14 protein-coding genes are annotated in these 18,174 nt (G+C 66.4%); all 14 read left to right on the plus strand.

What is annotated here, in order from left to right:
* Positions 1-54 precede the first annotated feature (54 nt).
* Positions 55-2,274 carry a PAS domain-containing hybrid sensor histidine kinase/response regulator gene (locus ACUTR7_RS16925; RefSeq protein ID WP_043824706.1) on the plus strand — a complete coding sequence of 740 codons (2,220 nt, stop codon included), beginning with the start codon at positions 55-57 and terminating at the stop codon, positions 2,272-2,274.
* A 32-nt stretch (positions 2,275-2,306) separates the two neighbouring features.
* Positions 2,307-2,993: an RluA family pseudouridine synthase gene (locus tag ACUTR7_RS16930; protein WP_445609441.1), complete on the plus strand. Its 687-nt coding sequence runs from the start codon at positions 2,307-2,309 to the stop codon at positions 2,991-2,993.
* Between the two features lie 340 nt (positions 2,994-3,333).
* Positions 3,334-4,455 carry a branched-chain amino acid ABC transporter substrate-binding protein gene (locus tag ACUTR7_RS16935; protein WP_013801936.1) on the plus strand — a complete coding sequence of 374 codons (1,122 nt, stop codon included), beginning with the start codon at positions 3,334-3,336 and terminating at the stop codon, positions 4,453-4,455.
* 97 nt (positions 4,456-4,552) lie between these two features.
* Positions 4,553-5,479 carry a high-affinity branched-chain amino acid ABC transporter permease LivH gene (livH, locus tag ACUTR7_RS16940; RefSeq protein WP_012206135.1) on the plus strand — a complete coding sequence of 309 codons (927 nt, stop codon included), beginning with the start codon at positions 4,553-4,555 and terminating at the stop codon, positions 5,477-5,479.
* Positions 5,479-6,717, plus strand: coding sequence for a high-affinity branched-chain amino acid ABC transporter permease LivM (locus tag ACUTR7_RS16945; RefSeq protein WP_034394889.1), 1,239 nt, complete (start codon positions 5,479-5,481; stop codon positions 6,715-6,717). Before livH ends, ACUTR7_RS16945 begins: the two co-directional genes overlap by 1 nt.
* A 52-nt stretch (positions 6,718-6,769) precedes the next feature.
* A complete protein-coding gene (gene livG / locus ACUTR7_RS16950) occupies positions 6,770-7,537 on the plus strand; it encodes a high-affinity branched-chain amino acid ABC transporter ATP-binding protein LivG (protein WP_034394891.1) in 768 nt (255 codons plus the stop codon).
* 8 nt (positions 7,538-7,545) lie between these two features.
* Positions 7,546-8,247 carry an ABC transporter ATP-binding protein gene (locus ACUTR7_RS16955; protein WP_034398706.1) on the plus strand — a complete coding sequence of 234 codons (702 nt, stop codon included), beginning with the start codon at positions 7,546-7,548 and terminating at the stop codon, positions 8,245-8,247.
* A 167-nt stretch (positions 8,248-8,414) separates the two neighbouring features.
* Complete coding sequence (pdxK, locus tag ACUTR7_RS16960; RefSeq protein WP_013801933.1) at positions 8,415-9,326, plus strand: pyridoxine/pyridoxal/pyridoxamine kinase; 912 nt, start codon at positions 8,415-8,417, stop codon at positions 9,324-9,326.
* A complete protein-coding gene (locus ACUTR7_RS16965; RefSeq protein WP_445609348.1) occupies positions 9,323-10,099 on the plus strand; it encodes an SDR family NAD(P)-dependent oxidoreductase in 777 nt (258 codons plus the stop codon). The genes pdxK and ACUTR7_RS16965 overlap by 4 nt, the downstream gene beginning before the upstream one ends.
* Before the next feature lie 289 nt (positions 10,100-10,388).
* Positions 10,389-11,387 carry a hypothetical protein gene (locus tag ACUTR7_RS16970; RefSeq protein WP_063325598.1) on the plus strand — a complete coding sequence of 333 codons (999 nt, stop codon included), beginning with the start codon at positions 10,389-10,391 and terminating at the stop codon, positions 11,385-11,387.
* Positions 11,388-11,528: 141 nt separating this feature from the next.
* Positions 11,529-14,144 (plus strand): DNA ligase D, encoded by a 2,616-nt coding sequence (ligD, locus tag ACUTR7_RS16975; RefSeq protein WP_445609349.1) that lies wholly within the window; start codon positions 11,529-11,531, stop codon positions 14,142-14,144.
* 34 nt (positions 14,145-14,178) lie between these two features.
* Positions 14,179-15,156 (plus strand): non-homologous end joining protein Ku, encoded by a 978-nt coding sequence (gene ku, locus ACUTR7_RS16980; protein ID WP_065347135.1) that lies wholly within the window; start codon positions 14,179-14,181, stop codon positions 15,154-15,156.
* Between the two features lie 216 nt (positions 15,157-15,372).
* Positions 15,373-15,582: a 1,4-beta-xylanase gene (locus ACUTR7_RS16985; protein WP_445609350.1), complete on the plus strand. Its 210-nt coding sequence runs from the start codon at positions 15,373-15,375 to the stop codon at positions 15,580-15,582.
* A 152-nt stretch (positions 15,583-15,734) separates the two neighbouring features.
* Positions 15,735-17,822 carry a catalase gene (locus tag ACUTR7_RS16990; RefSeq protein WP_445609351.1) on the plus strand — a complete coding sequence of 696 codons (2,088 nt, stop codon included), beginning with the start codon at positions 15,735-15,737 and terminating at the stop codon, positions 17,820-17,822.
* Positions 17,823-18,174 lie beyond the last annotated feature (352 nt).

Consider the following 18,174-nt stretch of genomic DNA (forward strand, 5'->3'; position numbering starts at 1 on the left):
GCGGGCCACCAGGATTTGTGCGGCATGTGCCGCTTTCCCCAGCGCCAGCCCGCGATGAGCAGCCCAGACCATTCCGATCCGCCTCGCGACGACGAGCACCTGCCCCTGCATGCGCTGCTGGCGCCCGGCGCCGACCTGCCCCCCGTCGAACGCTTCCCCCTCTTCCAGCCCGAAGACGACCCGCTGCAGGCCCTGGTGGCCGAGCTGCGCAACTACCAGCGCGAACTGGAAATCCAGAACCGCGTGCTGGACTACAGCCAGGCCGTGGCCGAAAGCGCCTCCGAGCGCTTCGAGGCCCTGTTCGCCAGCATTCCCCTGCCCCTGCTGGTGGTGGACGAGCACGACATGGTGGTGCAGGCCAACGCCATGGCGCACAGCGCCTTCCAGCCCTCCGAGCATGACCGGCTGCTGGTCAATTTCGCGCCCTTCGTGCACCCGGACGACGCCGAGCGCGTGCGCGAGACCTTCTCCGCCGCACGCGAGCTGGGCCGCACCGAGGCCCACGAGGTCTGCTTCGAGATCACCGAGCAGCACCAGCTGCGCGCCGACCTGCACGTGGCCTGCATCGCCATCCCCCAGCAAAGCGGCCCGCCCATTGCCCAGTACCTGTGCGCCGTGGTGGACCAGGGCCCGCTGTTGGCCGAGCGCCTGGCGCTGCAGCAGCGCAACCACCAGCTGTTCCTGAGCGAGCGGCGGCTGGAATCGGTCATCAACTCGGCGCTGGACGCCATCATCTGCCTGGACTCGGACCAGCGCATCACCGTCTTCAATCCCACGGCCGCCGCCCTGTTCCTGTGCCCGCCGCACGACGCGCTGGGCAGCCCGCTGGAGCGTTTCCTGCCCGATGCGGCACAGGCCCTGTCCTTTGCACCGCTGACCACGCAGGCCGTGCTGGGCGAGATGACGGCGCGCACGGCCAGCGGCCGCGAGATTCCGGTCGAGGTCAGTGTCTCCTTCGAGCACCACAGCGGCGGCGAGACCACCACCGTGTTCGCGCGCGACCTCACCAGCCGCAAGAAGGCCGAGGCCCAGCGCAACGAGCTGGAAGACCAGCTGCGCGAATCGCACAAGATGCAGGCCCTGGGCACCATGGCCGGCGGCATTGCGCACGACTTCAACAACATCGTGGGCGCCATCCTGGGCAACGTGGAGCTGGCCAAGGCCGACTGCGGCGGCAATGCCGCAGCCATCGAAAGCCTGCAGGAGATCGAAAAGGCCGGCCGCCGCGCGCGCGACCTGGTGCGCCAGATCCTGACCTTCAGCCGCAACGAGCCGCCCCAGCGCAAGCCCGTTCAGGCGCGCGAAGTCATGGGCGACACGGCGCGGCTGCTGCGCGTGACCCTGCCGCCCGCCGTGGAGCTGCAGGTGCATGTGCCGCCGCAGCTGCCCCCCATGCTGGCCGACGCCATGCAGGTGGAGCAGGCCCTGTTCAACCTGTGCACCAACGCCATGCACGCCCTGGGTGAGCGGCGCGGCCTGATCCAGATGGACGCCGACCTGGTGCGCCCCGACCAGCGCCTGTGTGAGCGCCTGGGCCTGCCACCCGTCAGCTACGTGGCGCTGTCGGTGCAGGACAACGGCCCCGGCATGGATGCGCGCACACTGCAGCGCATCTTCGAGCCCTTCTTCACCACCAAGCCCGTGGGCCAGGGAACGGGCCTGGGCCTGCCCGTGGTGCACGGCGTCATGCGCAACCACGGCGGCGCCGTGGACGTGTACAGCATTCCAGGGCAAGGCAGCCGCTTCACGCTGTACTTTCCCCCGGCCGACGCCCTGGCGCCCGCCGAGTACGCACCAGCCCAGGCGCCCGTGGCCGAAACGCCGCCCAGCCTGCCGGAGCCGCTGGCAGCCGCAGAAACCCCGACCGGCCCGCAGTTCGCCCTGCTGCCCGACCCGCAGGCCGCACAGCAGCATGTGATGTACGTGGACGACGACCAGGCCCTGGTCTTCCTCGTGCAGCGCCTGCTGCGCCGTCGCGGCTACCAGGTCAGCGGCTTCACCGATCCGCACGAGGCCACCGAGGCGCTGCGCGCCGCCCCCCAGGACTACGACCTGCTGGTCACCGACTACAACATGCCCGGCTACAGCGGCATCGACCTGGTGTACGAGGCGCTGTCCATCCAGCCCCTGCTGCCCATCGCCCTGGCCTCGGGCTACATCACCGCCGAGATCGAGCAGGCCGCCATGGCCGCTGGCGCCCGGGCCCTGGTGCACAAGCCCAATGACGTGGAGGAGCTGTGCGCCACCGTGCACAGGCTCCTGAATGAGCGGTGAGCGGCTCAAGCGCTGAACGGCTGCAGGAGTGCATCGGTGCTGGTACTGCTGCCGATGCAGATACCGATGCAGGTGTCTCCTGCCTGTACGAGGACGCCGAGCTGCTGGTGCTGGACAAGCCCTCCGGCCTGCTGTGCGTGCCCGGGCGCGGCCCCGACAAGCAGGACTGCCTGAGCGGCCGCGCCTTGCAGCGCTGGTCCGATGCGCTGGTCGTGCACCGGCTGGACCAGGCCACCTCGGGCCTGGTGGTCATGGCGCGCAGCCTGGCCAGCCAGCGCCTCCTGAGCGAAGCCTTTGCGCAGCGACGCGTGCACAAGCGCTATGTGGCCGTGGTCGCCGGCCGCCCTGCCGTGCAGCAGGCCGACGCCTGGCAAAGCATCGACCTGCCGATAGCCGCCGACTGGGAGCGGCGCCCCTTGCGCATCATCGACGCCCTGCAGGGCAAGCCCAGCCAGACCCTGTGGCGCGCCATGCCCGCAGCCACCGAAGGCCAGGGCACACCCACCACGCGGGTGCAGCTGCAGCCCGTGACGGGCCGCACCCACCAGTTGCGCGTGCACATGGCGGCGCTGGGCCATGCCATCCTGGGCGATGCGCTCTATGCCGATGCCGCCGTGCAGGCCCTGTCGCCGCGCCTGCTGCTGCATGCGCACCAGCTGGAGCTGGCCCATCCCCTGTCGGGCCAAACGCTGCGTTTCGAATCCGCCGTGCCGTTTTGATCCACCGCAGAAACACGCAAACCGGCGCCCTCTGGCGCGTTGCTGCAATGCAACATTCCGTGTACGTGTTTCCCCTTCTTGCAGTCGGTCATATTGGTTTCATGCAGCACCGTCTGGGTGCACCGTCGGCATCAGGCGTTTTCGTCGCCCAAAACCGGCGTTGACAAGCGGCCTGCGATGGCATCCAGCCCTTAGCGAAAAGCCTGCATGCGCGCCAGCCCCGGGATACCCTGTTGCCATTGGTAACCAGGAGATTAATCTGTGCTTCTTTGCGCGGATCGCCCCTACAGGAGCCACCGCGTTTTTCAGAACGCTTTACCCAAAGTTGAAGGAAGTACTCATGAGCATTCCGTTCCGCATGCACACCGTCGTCGCCGCCCTGGGTTTGGCTGGTGCCGCCTTGTTCTCCACAGCGCATGCGCAAATCAAGATCGCCATGGTGGTTCCCACCACCGGCCCGCTGACGCAGTACGGCGACATGGTCAAGGAAGGCGTGAACACCGCCGTGGAAATGGCCAATGCGGCTGGCGGCGTCAATGGCAAGAAGATCGAGCTGGTGTCCGTCGATGACGCCTGCGAACCCAAGCAAGGTCCCGTGGCCGCCAACCGTGTGGTCAACGCCAAGATCGGCTACGTGATCGGCCCCGTCTGCTCGGGCGCATCGATTGCCGCCGCCCCGATCTACAACAACGAAGGCGTGGTCGTCGTGACCCCCTCGGCCACCTCCCCGGCCCTGACCGACGGCAAGAACTACCACTTCATCTTCCGCACCATCGGCCGCGATGACCAGCAGGGCCCGGCCGCCGCCAAGTTCATCCTGGACAAGGCCAAACCCAAGAAGGTTGCCGTGCTGCACGACAAGCAGTCGTATGGCCAGGGCATTGCCTCCTCCGTGCGCGACGACCTGAAGAAGGCCGGCGTGGAAGTGGCCCTGTTCGAAGGCATCAACGCCGGCGACAGCGACTACTCCGCCGTCATCACCAAGCTCAAGAGCGCCGGTGTGGACTTCATCTACTACGGTGGCTACCACCCTGAAATGGGCCTGCTGCTGCGCCAGGCTTCCGAGCAGGGCCTGAAGGTCCGCATGATGGGCCCCGAAGGCGTGGGCAACCCCGAAGTCAACGCCATCGCCGGCAACGCCGTCGAAGGCATGCTGGTGACCCTGCCTGCAGACTTCTCGGCCAACCCCAAGAACGCCGCCGTGGTCAAGGCCTTCAAGGACAAGAAGCGCAATCCTTCGGGCGCCTTCCAGCTGACCGCCTTTGCCGCCACGCAAGTGCTGCTGGACAGCATCAAGGCCGTGGGCGACAGCCCCGCCAAGGTGGCTGACCACCTGCACAAGTCCAACTTCGAGACCGTTCTGGGCTCGGTGGGCTGGAACAAGCAGGGCGACCTGAAGTCCTTCGACTTCCAGGTGTTCGAATGGCACAAGGACGGCAGCAAGTCGGTCGCTGCCAAGTAATCCCCCTCGTTGACTGGCCGGGGCACGCTTGCGCGTGTCCCGGTTGTCTGCATCCTGGCCTTTTAGGCCTTTTCCTGTTTTGGGGCGGCATTACACCATGTCAGAACTCTTACCTCAGCTGATACAGCAGCTGTTCAACGGACTGTCCCTGGGCGCCATCTATGCCCTGATCGCCATCGGCTACACAATGGTCTACGGCATCATCGGGATGATCAACTTCGCCCACGGCGACATCTACATGATCGGCGCCTACATCGGCCTGGTCACGCTGTCGGCCATAGGCACGACAAGCGGCCTGCCCGTGTGGGCCATCATCGGCCTGATGCTGGTGGTGTCGGTCTTCGTCACCGGCGTCTACGGCCTGGTGGTGGAACAGGTGGCCTACAAGCCGCTGCGCCGCAGCCCGCGCCTGGTGGCCCTGATCTCGGCCATCGGCATGTCCATCTTCCTGCAGAACTGGGTGGCCCTGGGCCAGGGCGCGCGCGACATGGCCGTGCCCTCGCTGCTGCCGGGCGCGCTGCGCTTCGGCGCCGAAGGTGGCTTCGAGATCTATGTGCCCTACTCGCGCATCCTGATCATCGTGGTCGCCATCGTGCTCATGGTGCTGCTGACGCTGTACATCCGCCATTCCCGCATGGGCCGCGCCTCGCGCGCCTGCGCCCAGGACATGCACATGGCCAGCCTGCTGGGCATCGACACCAACCGCGTGATCTCGTTCACCTTCGTGCTGGGCGCCATGCTGGCGGCCGTGGGCGGCGTGCTGATCGCGCTGGCCGTGGGCAAGCTCAACCCGTTCATCGGCTTTCTGGCCGGCATCAAGGCCTTCACGGCGGCGGTGCTGGGCGGCATCGGCTCCATCCCCGGCGCCATGCTGGGCGGCGTGCTGCTGGGCGTGGCCGAGACCTTTGCGGCAGCCTACATCTCGTCCGAGTACAAGGACATCGTGGCCTTCGGCCTGCTGGTGCTGATCCTGCTGTTCCGCCCCACGGGCCTGCTGGGCAAGCCTGAAGTGGAGAAGGTCTGATGAAAGCCAAACCCACCTTGAACCTGCGCGACGCCCTGATCGCCACGGTGATGACCGCCGTGGTCGTCACGCCCATCTTCGGCCTGCACCTGGAGCGCGCCGGCACCCGCACCATCATCAACCCCGACTGGACGGTGGTGGCCTGGGCCTGCGCCCTGGTCTTCCTGGTGCAGCTGCTGCGCCCGCTGATCGCGGCGAAGATGCCCAAGGTCTCGCTGCCCTCGCTGCCACACGCACGCCCCAGCCACCGCAACGGCCTGATCCTGGCCGCCCTGCTGATCGCCGTGTCCTGGCCCTTCTTCGCGGGCCGCAACGCGGTGGACATCGCCACGCTGGCCATGATCTACGTGATGCTGGGCCTGGGCCTGAACATCGTCGTGGGCTTTGCCGGCCTGCTGGACCTGGGCTTCGTGGGCTTCTACGCCGTGGGCGCCTACACCTATGCGCTGCTGTTCCACTGGGCCGGCTGGTCCTTCTGGGAAGCGCTGCCGCTGGCCGGCGCCGCTGCCGCGATGTTCGGCTTCGTGCTCGGCTTTCCGGTGCTGCGGCTGCGCGGTGACTACCTGGCCATCGTGACGCTGGGCTTCGGCGAGATCATCCGCCTGATGCTGGTCAACCTGACCAGCATCACGGGCGGGCCGGACGGCATCTCCAGCATCCCCAAGCCCACGGTGCTGGGCCTGGAGATGACGCGCAACCCTTCCACCGAGGGCGGCACGACCTTCCACCAGTTCCTGGGGCTGGAGTTCAGCTCGCTGCACATGGTGATCTTCCTGTACCTGATGGCGCTGCTGCTGGCCGTGGTCACGCTGTGCATCTCCAACCGCCTGGTGCGCATGCCCATAGGCCGCGCCTGGGAGGCGCTGCGCGAGGACGAGATCGCCTGCCGCTCCCTGGGCCTGAACCCCATGAAGATCAAGCTGTCCGCCTTCACGCTGGGCGCCATGTTCGCCGGCCTGGGCGGCGCCTTCTTCGCGGCGCGCCAGGGCATCGTCAACCCCGAATCGTTCACCTTCATCGAATCGGCGCTGATCCTGTCCATCGTGGTGCTGGGCGGCATGGGCTCGCAGCTGGGCGTGATCATCGCAGCCATCTTGCTGACGGTGCTGCCCGAGCTGGCGCGCGAGTTCTCCGAGTACCGCATGCTGATCTTCGGCCTGGTGATGGTGCTGATGATGATCTGGCGCCCGCAGGGCCTGCTGCCCATGCGCCGCCACCATGTGGAGGTGCGCTCATGAGGCATGCCGACACCATGATTTTTGGGACAACAGAAAGCAGCAAGGGCCGGCAATGAGCGAGTATTTGCTAGAAGTCAAAGACCTGTGCATGCGCTTCGGCGGCCTGCTGGCCGTGGACCATGTGGGCTTCAACGTGCGCCCGCAGGAAGTGTTTGCCATCATCGGCCCCAACGGCGCCGGCAAGACCACGGTGTTCAACTGCATCAGCGGTTTCTACCAGCCCAGCAGCGGCTCCGTCACGCTGGACGGCAGCGCCATCGAGGGCCGCAGCAGCCACCACGTGGCCAACCACGGCGTGGTGCGCACCTTCCAGAACGTGCGGCTGTTCAAGTCCATGACGGTGCTGGAAAACCTGCTGGTGGCACAGCACCGCAGCTCGGGCGTCAACCTGCTGTCGGGCCTGTTCAACACGGCAAGCTACCGCCGCAGCGAAGAGGAAAAGATCGAGAGCGCCCTGCACTGGCTGGACGTCATGGGCCTGCGCGAGTTCGTCAACCGCGAGGCCGGCAACCTGGCCTACGGCCACCAGCGCCGCCTGGAGATCGCGCGCTGCATGATCACCAAGCCGCGCGTGCTCATGCTCGACGAACCCGCCGCGGGCCTGAACCCGCAGGAGAAGAAGGACCTGCAGGGCCTGATCGACCAGCTGCGGCGCCAGTACGGCATTGCCGTGCTGCTGATCGAGCACGACATGGGCCTGGTCATGGGCGTGTCCGAGCGCATCCTCGTCATGGAGTACGGTAAGCCCATCGCCATGGGCCTGCCGGACGCCATCCGCAACGATGAACGGGTCATCAAGGCCTACCTGGGAGAAGCCTGATGCCTGCCATGCTGCAACTGGAGAACATCTCCACCCACTACGGCGCCATCTGCGCGGTCGACAGCGTGAGCCTGCACGTCAACCAGGGCGAGATCGTCTCGCTGATCGGCTCCAACGGTGCCGGCAAGACCTCGCTGCTGATGACGGTGTGCGGCAACCCGCGCGCCAGTTCGGGCCGCATCTCGTTCGAGGGCGAGGACATCACCCAGCTGCCCTCGCACCACATCATGCGCAAGGGCATTGCGGTCTCGCCCGAGGGACGGCGCATCTTCTCGGACCTCACGGTCACGGACAACCTGAAGATGGGCGGATTCTTCCTGGACAAGCCGCAGATCGAGGCCGGCATCGAACATGTGTTCGGCCTCTTCCCGCGCCTGCGTGAGCGCGCCCACCAGCGCGCCGGCACCATGTCGGGCGGCGAGCAGCAGATGCTGGCCATCGGCCGCGCGCTGATGAGCAAGCCCCGCCTGCTGCTGCTGGACGAGCCCACGCTGGGCCTGGCGCCGCTGATCATTGCGCAGATCTTCGAGATCATCCAGACCATCCGCACGGCCGGCGTCACGGTCTTCCTGGTCGAGCAGAACGCCAACCGCGCCCTGCAGATCGCCGACCGCGGCTATGTGCTGGAAACCGGCAAGGTGGTGCTGGAAGACACCGGCGCCAACCTGCTGACCAACGACGCCGTGCGCCGCGCCTACCTGGGCGCCTGACAACGCACAGGCGCCTGGCGCTCCACGGGCCCGCCCTTCGGCGGGCCTTTTTCTTTTCACGCGCAGATCGCACAGTGGTCTGGTCATGCGCGGCCGATTGTGGGGTCTGCGGCCTGGGCGCAGGCGTTATAAAACACGTCCCTGCCTCTCATTGCTTCCCCACGCCCATGAACGCCTGCGCCCCCCAAGACATGCTGCAACCCCTGGCCATCGACGTGGTGTCCGTGCAGTCCCAGGTCGTCTACGGCCGAGTTGGCAACAACGTGGCCATGCCCACGCTGCAGGCGCTGGGGCTGGCGGCGGCGGCCGTGCCCACGGTGGTGTTCAGCAACACGCCGCACTATCCCAGCATCCACGGCGGAGCAATTGCCGCCGAGTGGTTTGCGGGCTATCTGCAGGACCTGGGCGCGCGCGGCGGGCTGCGGCAGTTGCAGGCCGTGCTGGCCGGCTACCTGGGCGGGCCGGCCCAGGCCACGCTGCTGGCGGACTGGGTTGCCGGCCTGCTGGCGCAGCGGCCCGGCCTGCGCGTGGTGGTGGACCCGGTGATCGGCGACCACGACAGCGGCATCTATGTGGACCCCGCCATGGTCGAGGCCTACCAGCGCCACCTGCTGCCGCTGGCCGACGGGCTGACACCCAACCATTTCGAGCTGGAGCGGCTGACCGCGCGCCCTGTGCGCGGCATGGACGATGTGGTCCAGGCCGCGCGCAGCCTGCTCAAGGGACGCACGCAGTGGGTGGCCGTGACCAGCGCATCGCCCGAGCTGGACGGCGAGCCTGCCCAGCGCATGCGCGTGGCCCTGGTCACGCGCGATGACGTGCATGTGATCACCCACGCGCGGGTGGATGCGGTGCCCAAGGGAACGGGCGATCTGTTCAGTGCCGCGCTCACCGGCCACTGGCTGCAGGGCGCCAGCCTGCACGAGGCGGCCGAGCGTGCCTGCGAACGCATCGTGCAGGCGCTGGAGCGCACCCGGCAGGCGCACAGCGCCGAGCTGCTGCTGCCATCGGACCCTGTCGCCGCCCAGGCAGCGGCCGGGCCGGCAGCACGGGCACAAGCGATACCATCGCCCGCATGAACAATGCATCGCCTCTTCTTTCCCTGACGATTCTTACCGGCGCCTCGCGCGGCATGGGCCTGGCCATGGCCCGGCAACTGCTGGATGCCGGCCATGAACTGGTCACGCTGTCACGCTCCACCAGCGAAGACCTGGCCCAGGCGGCCGCCACGGCGGGCGCGCCGCTGCAGCAGTGGAGCGTGGACCTGGGCGAGCCCGAGGCCGCGGCCCGCAGGCTGGGCGACTGGCTGGCCGGCCTGGACGCCGCGCGCTACGCCAGCGTCACCCTGATCAACAACGCGGGCGTGATTCCGCAGATTGCGCCGCTGTCGCAGCTGCAGCCCGCCGACATTGCCCAGGCCATGCGCGTGGGGCTGGAGGCGCCCATGCTGCTGACGGCCGCCTTCCTGGCCGCCACCGAGGGCTGGACAGCCGTGCCGCGCAAGGTGATCAACATTTCTTCGGGCCTGGGCCGGCGCGCCATTGCCTCGCAGGCCTCCTACTGCGCGGCCAAGGCCGGCATGGACCATTTCAGCCGCAGCGTGGCGCTGGACGAGGCGCTCAAGCCCCACGGCGCGCGCATCTGCTCGCTGGCGCCCGGCGTCATCGACACCGACATGCAGGTGCAGCTGCGCAGCGCGGATACCGCCGCCTTCCCCGATGCAGGCAACTTCGCCCAGCTCAAGGAGGGCGGCAAGCTGTCCACGCCCGAGCAGGCGGCAGCCCAGGTGCTGGGCTGGCTGCAGCGTGCCGATTTTGGCGAGCAGGTGGTGGCCGACGTGCGCCAGCCCTGAGCATTTTCCGGATGGCAGCTTCAATGCGGCGATGAATATCCGGCAATGGAAAAGGTATCGCCGCACTGACCTGAATAATCCGAATACCCGCCCTGGAAAATGTTCTGCAAGAATTACCGATTGCAGGCAGCATTTTCCATATCCGGCCTGCGCATTCGCTTGAAAATCGTCATCTGGCAAAGGATGACGTTTTTCATCTGCGTTTGCCAGTCCTGCATTTCCAATCCTCCTACAGCGGCGTCTATTGCGACTGGCAAGAATGGGGCACTCAACTCCAAGAAAGTCGGCCATGTCCATTGCCTATTCCGAATCCGCGCCCCTGGCTGAAGCGCCAGTGGTCAACACGGTCGCCACCGTAGATACCTCACGCAGCGGCGTTTCATGGGCCGCGATATTTGCCGGCGCCATGGCGGCGGCATCGCTGTCGCTGCTGCTGTTCATTCTGGGCACGGGCCTGGGCCTGTCGTCGGTGTCGGTATGGTCCGGTGAAGGCCTGGATGCCGGCGCCCTGGGCCTGACGGCCGTGGCCTGGATCGCCTTCACCCAGCTGGCCTCGGCCGGCGTGGGCGGCTATCTGGCCGGGCGGCTGCGCACACGCTGGCAAGGCGTGCACACGGACGAGGTCTACTTCCGCGACACGGCCCACGGCTTTCTGTCCTGGGCACTGGCCACGCTGGCCATGGTCGCCCTGATGGGCGCCGCTGCAGGCGGCGCTGTCTCCGGCGCCTTCAAGGCCGCGCAGACCGTGGCCACCAGCGCCTCCAGCGTGGTGGGCGGCGCGATCGGCGCCGCCGGCGGTGCAGCTGCAGGCGGTGCCGCAGCCATGGCCGGTGCCTCGGGCGCCGATGCCTCGCCCCAGGGCCTGGCCTACTGGACCGGCAGCCTGTTCCGCAACTCCGGCGCCGCTACCTCCACCAGCAATGCCACCCCCGCCGACCTGGCCAGCGCCACCCGCGAGGCCGGCGTGATCTTTGCCCAGTCGCTGCGCACCGGCCAGCTGTCTCCCGCCGACGAGCAATACCTGGCCCAGCTGATTGCGCGCAATTCCGATATGTCCGTGGAAGATGCGCAAAAGAAAGTGCGTAGCACCTTTGATTCCGTGCAAATGCAGATAAAGCAGGCCGAGCAAAAGGCAGAAGAAGCCAAGCAAAAGGCCAAGCAGGCAGCCGAAGAGGCACGCAAGGCCACGGCCCATTCCATGCTCTGGCTGTTTGTTTCGCTGATGCTGGGCGCTTTTGTGGGCAGCCTGTGCGCCACCTGGGGTGGTCGTCAACGCGATGCCTTTTGATAATCCCCGGCACTGAAACCCAATCAATCCAATTCAATCCATTCAACGGAGGCTTGCCATGCGATCCATACTGCTTTTTCTCCTGGGCGTTCCCATTCCCATCATCATCCTGATTGCGCTCATCCACTGACGGATGCCGCCATGCCGGCCACGCGCAGCAAGTCCCAGGCATCCCGCCAGGCCCGCCCCACCAAAGGGGCGGCCAAGGCGGCGACACCCCAGGCCTCGCTCGCGCTGTACCGGCAAAAGCGCGACTTCACGCGCACACCGGAACCTTCGGCAGAACCTTCCAGTGAGACGATTGCAGGGCAGCCCGGCGCGGGCGCCCTGCAATTCGTCATTCAAAAGCACTGGGCCAGCCATCTGCACTACGACTTTCGGCTGGAGCTGGACGGCAGCATGAAAAGCTGGGCCGTGCCCAAAGGTCCCAGCTACGACCCGGCCGACAAGCGCATGGCCGTCCAGGTGGAAGACCACCCCATGGCCTACAACCGCTTCGAGGGCCAGATTCCACCGGGACAGTACGGCGCGGGCAAGGTCATCATCTGGGACCGTGGCACCTGGCTGCCCGAGGGCGATGCGGCCGAAGGCTATCGCAAGGGCAAGCTCAAGTTCACGCTGCGCGGCCACAAGCTGCAGGGCCGCTGGACCCTGGTGCGCATGCGCGGCAAGGACGATGCCAAAAAGCCCGCCTGGCTGCTGATCAAGGAGCACGACGGCCTGGAACGTGCTGCCAGCGAATTCAACGTGGTCGAGGACATGCCCGACAGCGTGGCCGGCCTTCCCCTGCCCACCGCCACAGCGCCCGTCACCACGCCCGTCGCTACGCACGTCGCCGCGCTCATGCCGCAGAGCATCGCCCCGCAGCTGGCAACCTTGGTGGACCATGCACCTGCAGAGGCCGGGCAATGGATCTTCGAGAGCAAGTTCGACGGCTACCGGCTGCTGGCGCGCATCGAGGACGGCGCCGTTCGCCTTTTCACGCGCAACGGCAAGGACTGGACCACCAAAATGCCCGCCCTGGCCCGCGCCTTTGCCGCGCTGCCCCTGCAATCGGGCTGGGTGGATGGCGAGGTGCTGATACTGGACAGCGACAGCCGCCCTGACTTCCAGGCCCTGCAAAACGCCTTTGACGGCGAGCGCACCGACCACCTGGTGTTCTTCGCGTTTGACCTGCTGTGGCAGGACGGCCAGGACCTGCGGCCCCAGCCCGTGGAGCAGCGCCGCCAGCAGTTGCAGGCCCTGCTGCACAAGGCGCCTTCGGACCGCCTTCGCTTCAGTGAGGCCTTTGACGCCCCGCCCGCCGACCTGGTGGCCGCCGCCTGCCAGCTGGGCCTGGAGGGCGTGATCGGCAAGCGGCGCGGCAGCGCCTATGCCTCGCGGCGCAGCGCGGACTGGATCAAGCTCAAGTGCGGCCTGCGTCAGGAATTCGTGATCGCGGGCTACACCGATCCCCAGGGCACGCGCACGGGCCTGGGCGCCCTGGTCCTGGCCGTGCATGGCGAGGACGGCCAGCTGCGCGCGGCAGGCAAGGTGGGCACGGGGTTCAACAGGCGCACCCTGGCCGATCTGCGCCAGCGCCTGGAGCGCCTTGCCACCGGCACCTCGCCGCTGGCGGACAGCCGGGGCCTTGGCAGCGGGGTGCACTGGGTGCGCCCCACGCTGCTGGCCGAGGTCTCGTTCGCGCAGTGGACCGAGGACGGCCAGGTCCGCCATGCCGTATTCCAGGGCCTGCGTGCGGACAAGCCTGCACGCAGCATTGTCAAAGAGGAGCCACAGCACGTGCCATCGACCGCATCTTCCGCCAGCGCTGCAGCCACGCATGGCGCTGCAAGAACGCAAACCCGCCATGCCAGGGCGGCGCGACTGCCCGCCTCGATGACCATCACCCATCCCGAGCGGGTCATCGATCCCTCCACCGGCATCACCAAGATGGATCTGGCGCGCTACTACGCCACGGTGGCGCCCTTCATGATCACTCACCTCAAGTCCCGGCCCGTGGCCATGGTGCGGGCGCCGGACGGCATCGAGGGCGAGCTGTTCTTCCAGAAGCACCTCGACCAGGCGCCGCTGCAGGGCATCGCCGCCCTGTCGCCGGAACTGGACCCCGGCCATGCCCCGCTGATGGAGGTGTCCCGGCGCGAAGGCCTGGTGGCGGCGGCGCAGATGAACACCATCGAATGGCACACCTGGAACGCGCGCAAGGACCGCATCGACCGGCCTGACCGCATGACCTTCGACCTGGACCCCGGCGAAGGCGTGCCCTGGCAGCAGGTGCAGGAGGCCGCCAGCCTGCTGCATGTGCTGCTGCAGGAGCTGGAGCTGCCGGCCTTCCTCAAGACCAGCGGCGGCAAGGGCCTGCACGTGGTCGTGCCCATCAAGCGGCTGCTGGACTGGGACACCGTCAAGGCCTTCTCGCAGGCCGTGGTCCAGCACCTGGCCCATGCCGTGCCCCAGCGCTTCGTGGCCAAAAGCGGGCCGCGCAACCGCGTGGGAAAGATTTTTGTGGACTACCTGCGCAACGGCTTCGGCGCCACCACGGCCTGCGCGTGGACGGCCCGGGCGCGGCCGGGCATGGGCATCTCCGTGCCCGTGGCCTGGAACGAGCTGGACAGGCTCACGGGCGGCGCGCACTGGACCATTCGCTCGGTAGACCAGCGCCTGCGCCTGGGCAACTCCCCCTGGGAGCACTACGGCACGGCCGCCGTGGGCCTGGGCCGCGCCATGAAGGCGCTGGGCTTCGAGGCGCAGCGCTGAGCACCGTCCCGCAGGAATCGAAGAAAGCACCGCCATGAAGAAAGCCGCCTCCCCCAAATCCAGCCCGTCCACCTCCGCGCGCAGCATGTGGAAGGGCGCCATCAGCTTTGGCCTGGTGCACATTCCCATCGGCCTGTACGCGGCCACGGCCAGCTCGGACATCGACTTCGACTGGCTGGACAAGCGCAACATGCAGCCCGTGGGCTACAAGCGCATCAACAAGGTCACGGGCAAGGAGGTGGCCACGGCCGACATCGTCAAGGGCGTGGAATTCGAAGAAGGCCGCTACGTGGTGCTGAGCGCTGAAGAGATTGCCGCCGCCTTTCCCAAGACCACGCAGACCATCGAGATCGAGGCCTTTGTCGATGCCCAGGACATCCCCTTCATCTATCTGGAACGCCCCTACTACACCGCCCCCCTGCACCGTGGCGAGAAGGTCTACGCCCTGCTGCGCGAGGCCCTGCGCAAGAGCAACAAGGTGGGTGTGGCCAAGGTGGTCATCCAGACCAAACAGCACCTGGCCATCCTGATCCCCTGCGGCCGGGCGCTGGTGCTGAACCTGCTGCGCTGGGGCGGCGAGATCCGCTCCTTCGAGCAGCTGGACCTGCCGCCGCTGGACGCCAAGGCCGCCGGCATCAAGAGCGCCGAGATGACCATGGCCATGGCCCTCATCAAGGACATGAGCCAGGCCTGGGACGCCGACCAGTTCCGCAACTCCTTCAGCGAGGAAATCCACCAGCTCGTGCAGGCCAAGGCGCATGCGGGCGATGTCCAAAACGTGGAAAAACAGGAGGCCACACCCGCCGCGCCGGCCAACGCGGCCGTGCTGGACCTGACGGCCCTGCTCAAGAACAGCCTGGGCAAGGGCGCAGGCGGACCATCCGCCACCGCAGCCAAGGAAAAAAATACCGCGTCAACGGTAAAAAATGCAAAGACGCCAGCGTCCAGAAAATCGACAAAATCCACAAAAACCCCGGCCAGGGCCCCTGCAAAACGCCCCGCCGCCAAATAACCCCATATTTGGCCTGGCTGCATTTTTTACAAAAGCAATTTCATTATAAGAAATACATCCATTTGTACCGACAAAATGGAACAAGACCACTCCATAGCAAATTCCAATGCTTTACCAAAAGTAATCTTCCAAATATCCTACAAGCCGGCCATTTTCACGGTCGCACAATGAAATTGCAGTGATGACGGCATCGCTGTTTACTTAAGGAGTACGGAAATGACGCAACAGACCAACAACCCTCAAGGCAACACGGCCAGCAACCAGCAAAACGACAAGAACAAGCAGCAGCAACAGAACAATCCGGGGCAGCAGCAGCAAAGCAATCCCAACAACCCGAACAATCCCAACCAACAGCAGCAACAGAGCAGTCCCCAGCGCAACCAACCAGGGGAACAGCAAAAGCAGGGCAGCCATCAGCAGCGTTAAGCTGCCGATAGCGTGAACTGGCAAAGGGCCCCCTGGGCCCTTTTTTTATCTCCAGAGCTTTGCTGACGATTCCCTTTGGTTCAGCCAATCGCCTCTTCCAGTAATTATTGCCTCATACAACAGGCCATCCTCTTTCTTTCAAGGAGTAAATCGTGGCTAAGAAATCCCCTGGTGAAAAGAAATCGTCCAAGCAATCCCCCACAGGCCATGGCGGAGAATTACAGCAACAGGCCGACGGACAGCACCCCGGATTGACCACGCAGCAAGGCATTCCGGTTCCTGATAATCAGAACTCTCTCACCGCCTGGGAAAAAGGCCCTACGCTGCTGGAAGATTTCATCCTGCGCGAGAAAATCACGCATTTCGACCATGAGCGCATTCCAGAGCGAATCGTCCATGCACGCGGCACAGGCGCCCACGGTTATTTCCAGCTGACAGATTCGCTGGAGCAATACACCACCGCCAAGGTCCTGACCGAAACCGGCAAGCAAGTGCCGATCTTTGTGCGCTTCTCCACCGTGGCCGGTGGGGCAGGCTCGGTGGACACCCCGCGCGATGTGCGCGGCTTTGCCATCAAGTTCTATACCGAAGAGGGCAACTGGGATCTGGTGGGCAACAACATCCCGGTCTTCTTCATTCAGGACGCCATGAAGTTTCCGGACCTGGTCCATGCCGTGAAGATGGAACCCGACCGGGGCTTTCCGCAGGCCGCCACGGCGCACGACACGTTCTGGGACTTCATCTCCCTCATGCCCGAGTCCATGCACATGGTCATGTGGATCATGAGCGACCGCACCATCGCGCGAAGCCTGCGCATGATCGAGGGCTTTGGCGTGCACAGCTTCCGGCTGGTCAATGCCCAGGGTGAAAGCACCTTCGTGAAATTCCACTGGCGGCCCGAACTGGGCATCCAGTCCACGGTCTGGGACGAAGCCCTCAAGCTGCAGGCCGCAGACAACGACTACCACCGCCGCGACCTGTTCGAGGCCATCGAGGCGGGCGACTACCCGGCCTGGGAGCTGTGCGTGCAGCTGTTCTCGCAGGAGCAGGCAGACGCCCTGCCCTACGACCACCTGGACCCCACCAAGCTCATCCCCGAAGAGGAAATTCCGCTGCGCAAGATCGGCCGCTTCGTGCTGGACCGCTGGCCCGACAACTTCTTCGCCGAGACCGAGCAGGTGGCCTTCTGCCCGGCCAATATCCCGCCCGGCATCGATTTCAGCAACGACCCGCTGCTGCAGGGCCGCCTGTTCTCGTACCTGGACACCCAGCTGTCGCGCCTGGGCGGGCCCAACTTCACGCAGCTGCCCATCAACGCGCCCAAATGCCCGTTCGCCCACCACCAGCGCGACGGCCACATGCAGACCGAGGTGCCCAAGGGCCGCGTGGCCTATGAGCCCTCCAGCCTGCAGGCCGACAGCCCGCGCGCCTCGACAGCCCGCGGCCTGCGGCACTTTGCCCAGCCCGCGCAGGAGGGCGCCAAGGGCCGCATCCGCCCCGAGAGCTTTGCCGACCACTACAGCCAGGCGCGCATGTTCTACCAAAGCCAGAGCGCGCAGGAGCAGGCCCACATCGCCAGCGCCCTGGTGTTCGAGCTGTCCAAGGTACAGACGCCGCATGTGCGCCTGGCCGTGGTCGGCCACCTGCAGGTGATAGACGCCGACCTGGCAAAGCGCGTGGCCGACGGCCTGGGCCTGCCCCAGTTGCCGCCTGCCGCCAAGCCTGCCGTGCCCCCGCAAAAGCTGCCGCCCAGCCCGGCCACGCGCATCATCGATCGCATGAAACCCACGCTGCAGGGCCGCTGCGTTGCCATCCTGGTGGATGAAGGCTCCAGCGCCCGGCACATTGCCGCCTTCCACCAGGCGCTGGTGGCGCAAAAGGCCAGCGTGAAGATCATCGCGCCCAAGATCGGCGGCGCCACGCTGGACGACGGCAGCCACCTGCCCGCAGACGGCCAACTGGCCGGATCGCCCTCCGCGCAATTCGACGCCGTGGTGTCCATACTCACGCTGGAGCGCGGCGAAGCCCTGGCCCGGGAGGCGGCCGCGCAGGACTGGTTCCGCGATGCCTTCGGCCACCTCAAGGCCATTGCGGCCTGCAAGGCCACCGAGCACATCCTGCAGACGGCCGGCATCACGCCGGACGAGGGCGTGTTTCCCATCGACACGCCCAAGCCCTTCATCGAAGGCGCCAGGAAGCGCTTCTGGGACCGCGAGCCCACGCTGAGGACGCTGGCCTGAGGGCGCACGCCGCCGCTTCCTGCGGATCATTGCTACCAAATGTCAACGCTCCGGCCCCGCCCAGGGGTCCGGGCATGGCGCTTGCCGCAGGGGCTCCATGGCCGCTGCGGCCCGCCACCATCACAGGAGAAACCGTTCCATGACCGCTGCGCTCCCCACGCCACCTGCCACCCCCCTATCTCCTCCCGTCGCTCCGCCAGTCAATCCGCCGCCGACCGAGCCGCTGGTGCCACCGGTGGGCGATCCTCCGCCGGCCCCGGCGCCTTCACCCTATTCCGATCCCCCCATCGCACCACCGCCCCCGCCGCCGCAGGGGTTGCACTGACTGCAGACCTCATCCATGTCAACGACC

Source organism: Delftia sp. NA_296.1 (assembly GCF_052692095.1).

Coding starts and splice junctions, on each gene's coding strand:
- ligD (WP_445609349.1), top strand. CDS start 11,529: ATGCCGGCCACGCGCAGCAAGTCCCAGGCATCCCGCCAGGCCCGCCCC.
- pdxK (WP_013801933.1), top strand. CDS start 8,415: ATGAACGCCTGCGCCCCCCAAGACATGCTGCAACCCCTGGCCATCGAC.
- ACUTR7_RS16945 (WP_034394889.1), top strand. CDS start 5,479: ATGAAAGCCAAACCCACCTTGAACCTGCGCGACGCCCTGATCGCCACG.
- livH (WP_012206135.1), top strand. CDS start 4,553: ATGTCAGAACTCTTACCTCAGCTGATACAGCAGCTGTTCAACGGACTG.
- ku (WP_065347135.1), top strand. CDS start 14,179: ATGAAGAAAGCCGCCTCCCCCAAATCCAGCCCGTCCACCTCCGCGCGC.
- ACUTR7_RS16970 (WP_063325598.1), top strand. CDS start 10,389: ATGTCCATTGCCTATTCCGAATCCGCGCCCCTGGCTGAAGCGCCAGTG.
- livG (WP_034394891.1), top strand. CDS start 6,770: ATGAGCGAGTATTTGCTAGAAGTCAAAGACCTGTGCATGCGCTTCGGC.
- ACUTR7_RS16925 (WP_043824706.1), top strand. CDS start 55: ATGAGCAGCCCAGACCATTCCGATCCGCCTCGCGACGACGAGCACCTG.
- ACUTR7_RS16965 (WP_445609348.1), top strand. CDS start 9,323: ATGAACAATGCATCGCCTCTTCTTTCCCTGACGATTCTTACCGGCGCC.
- ACUTR7_RS16955 (WP_034398706.1), top strand. CDS start 7,546: ATGCTGCAACTGGAGAACATCTCCACCCACTACGGCGCCATCTGCGCG.
- ACUTR7_RS16935 (WP_013801936.1), top strand. CDS start 3,334: ATGAGCATTCCGTTCCGCATGCACACCGTCGTCGCCGCCCTGGGTTTG.
- ACUTR7_RS16985 (WP_445609350.1), top strand. CDS start 15,373: ATGACGCAACAGACCAACAACCCTCAAGGCAACACGGCCAGCAACCAG.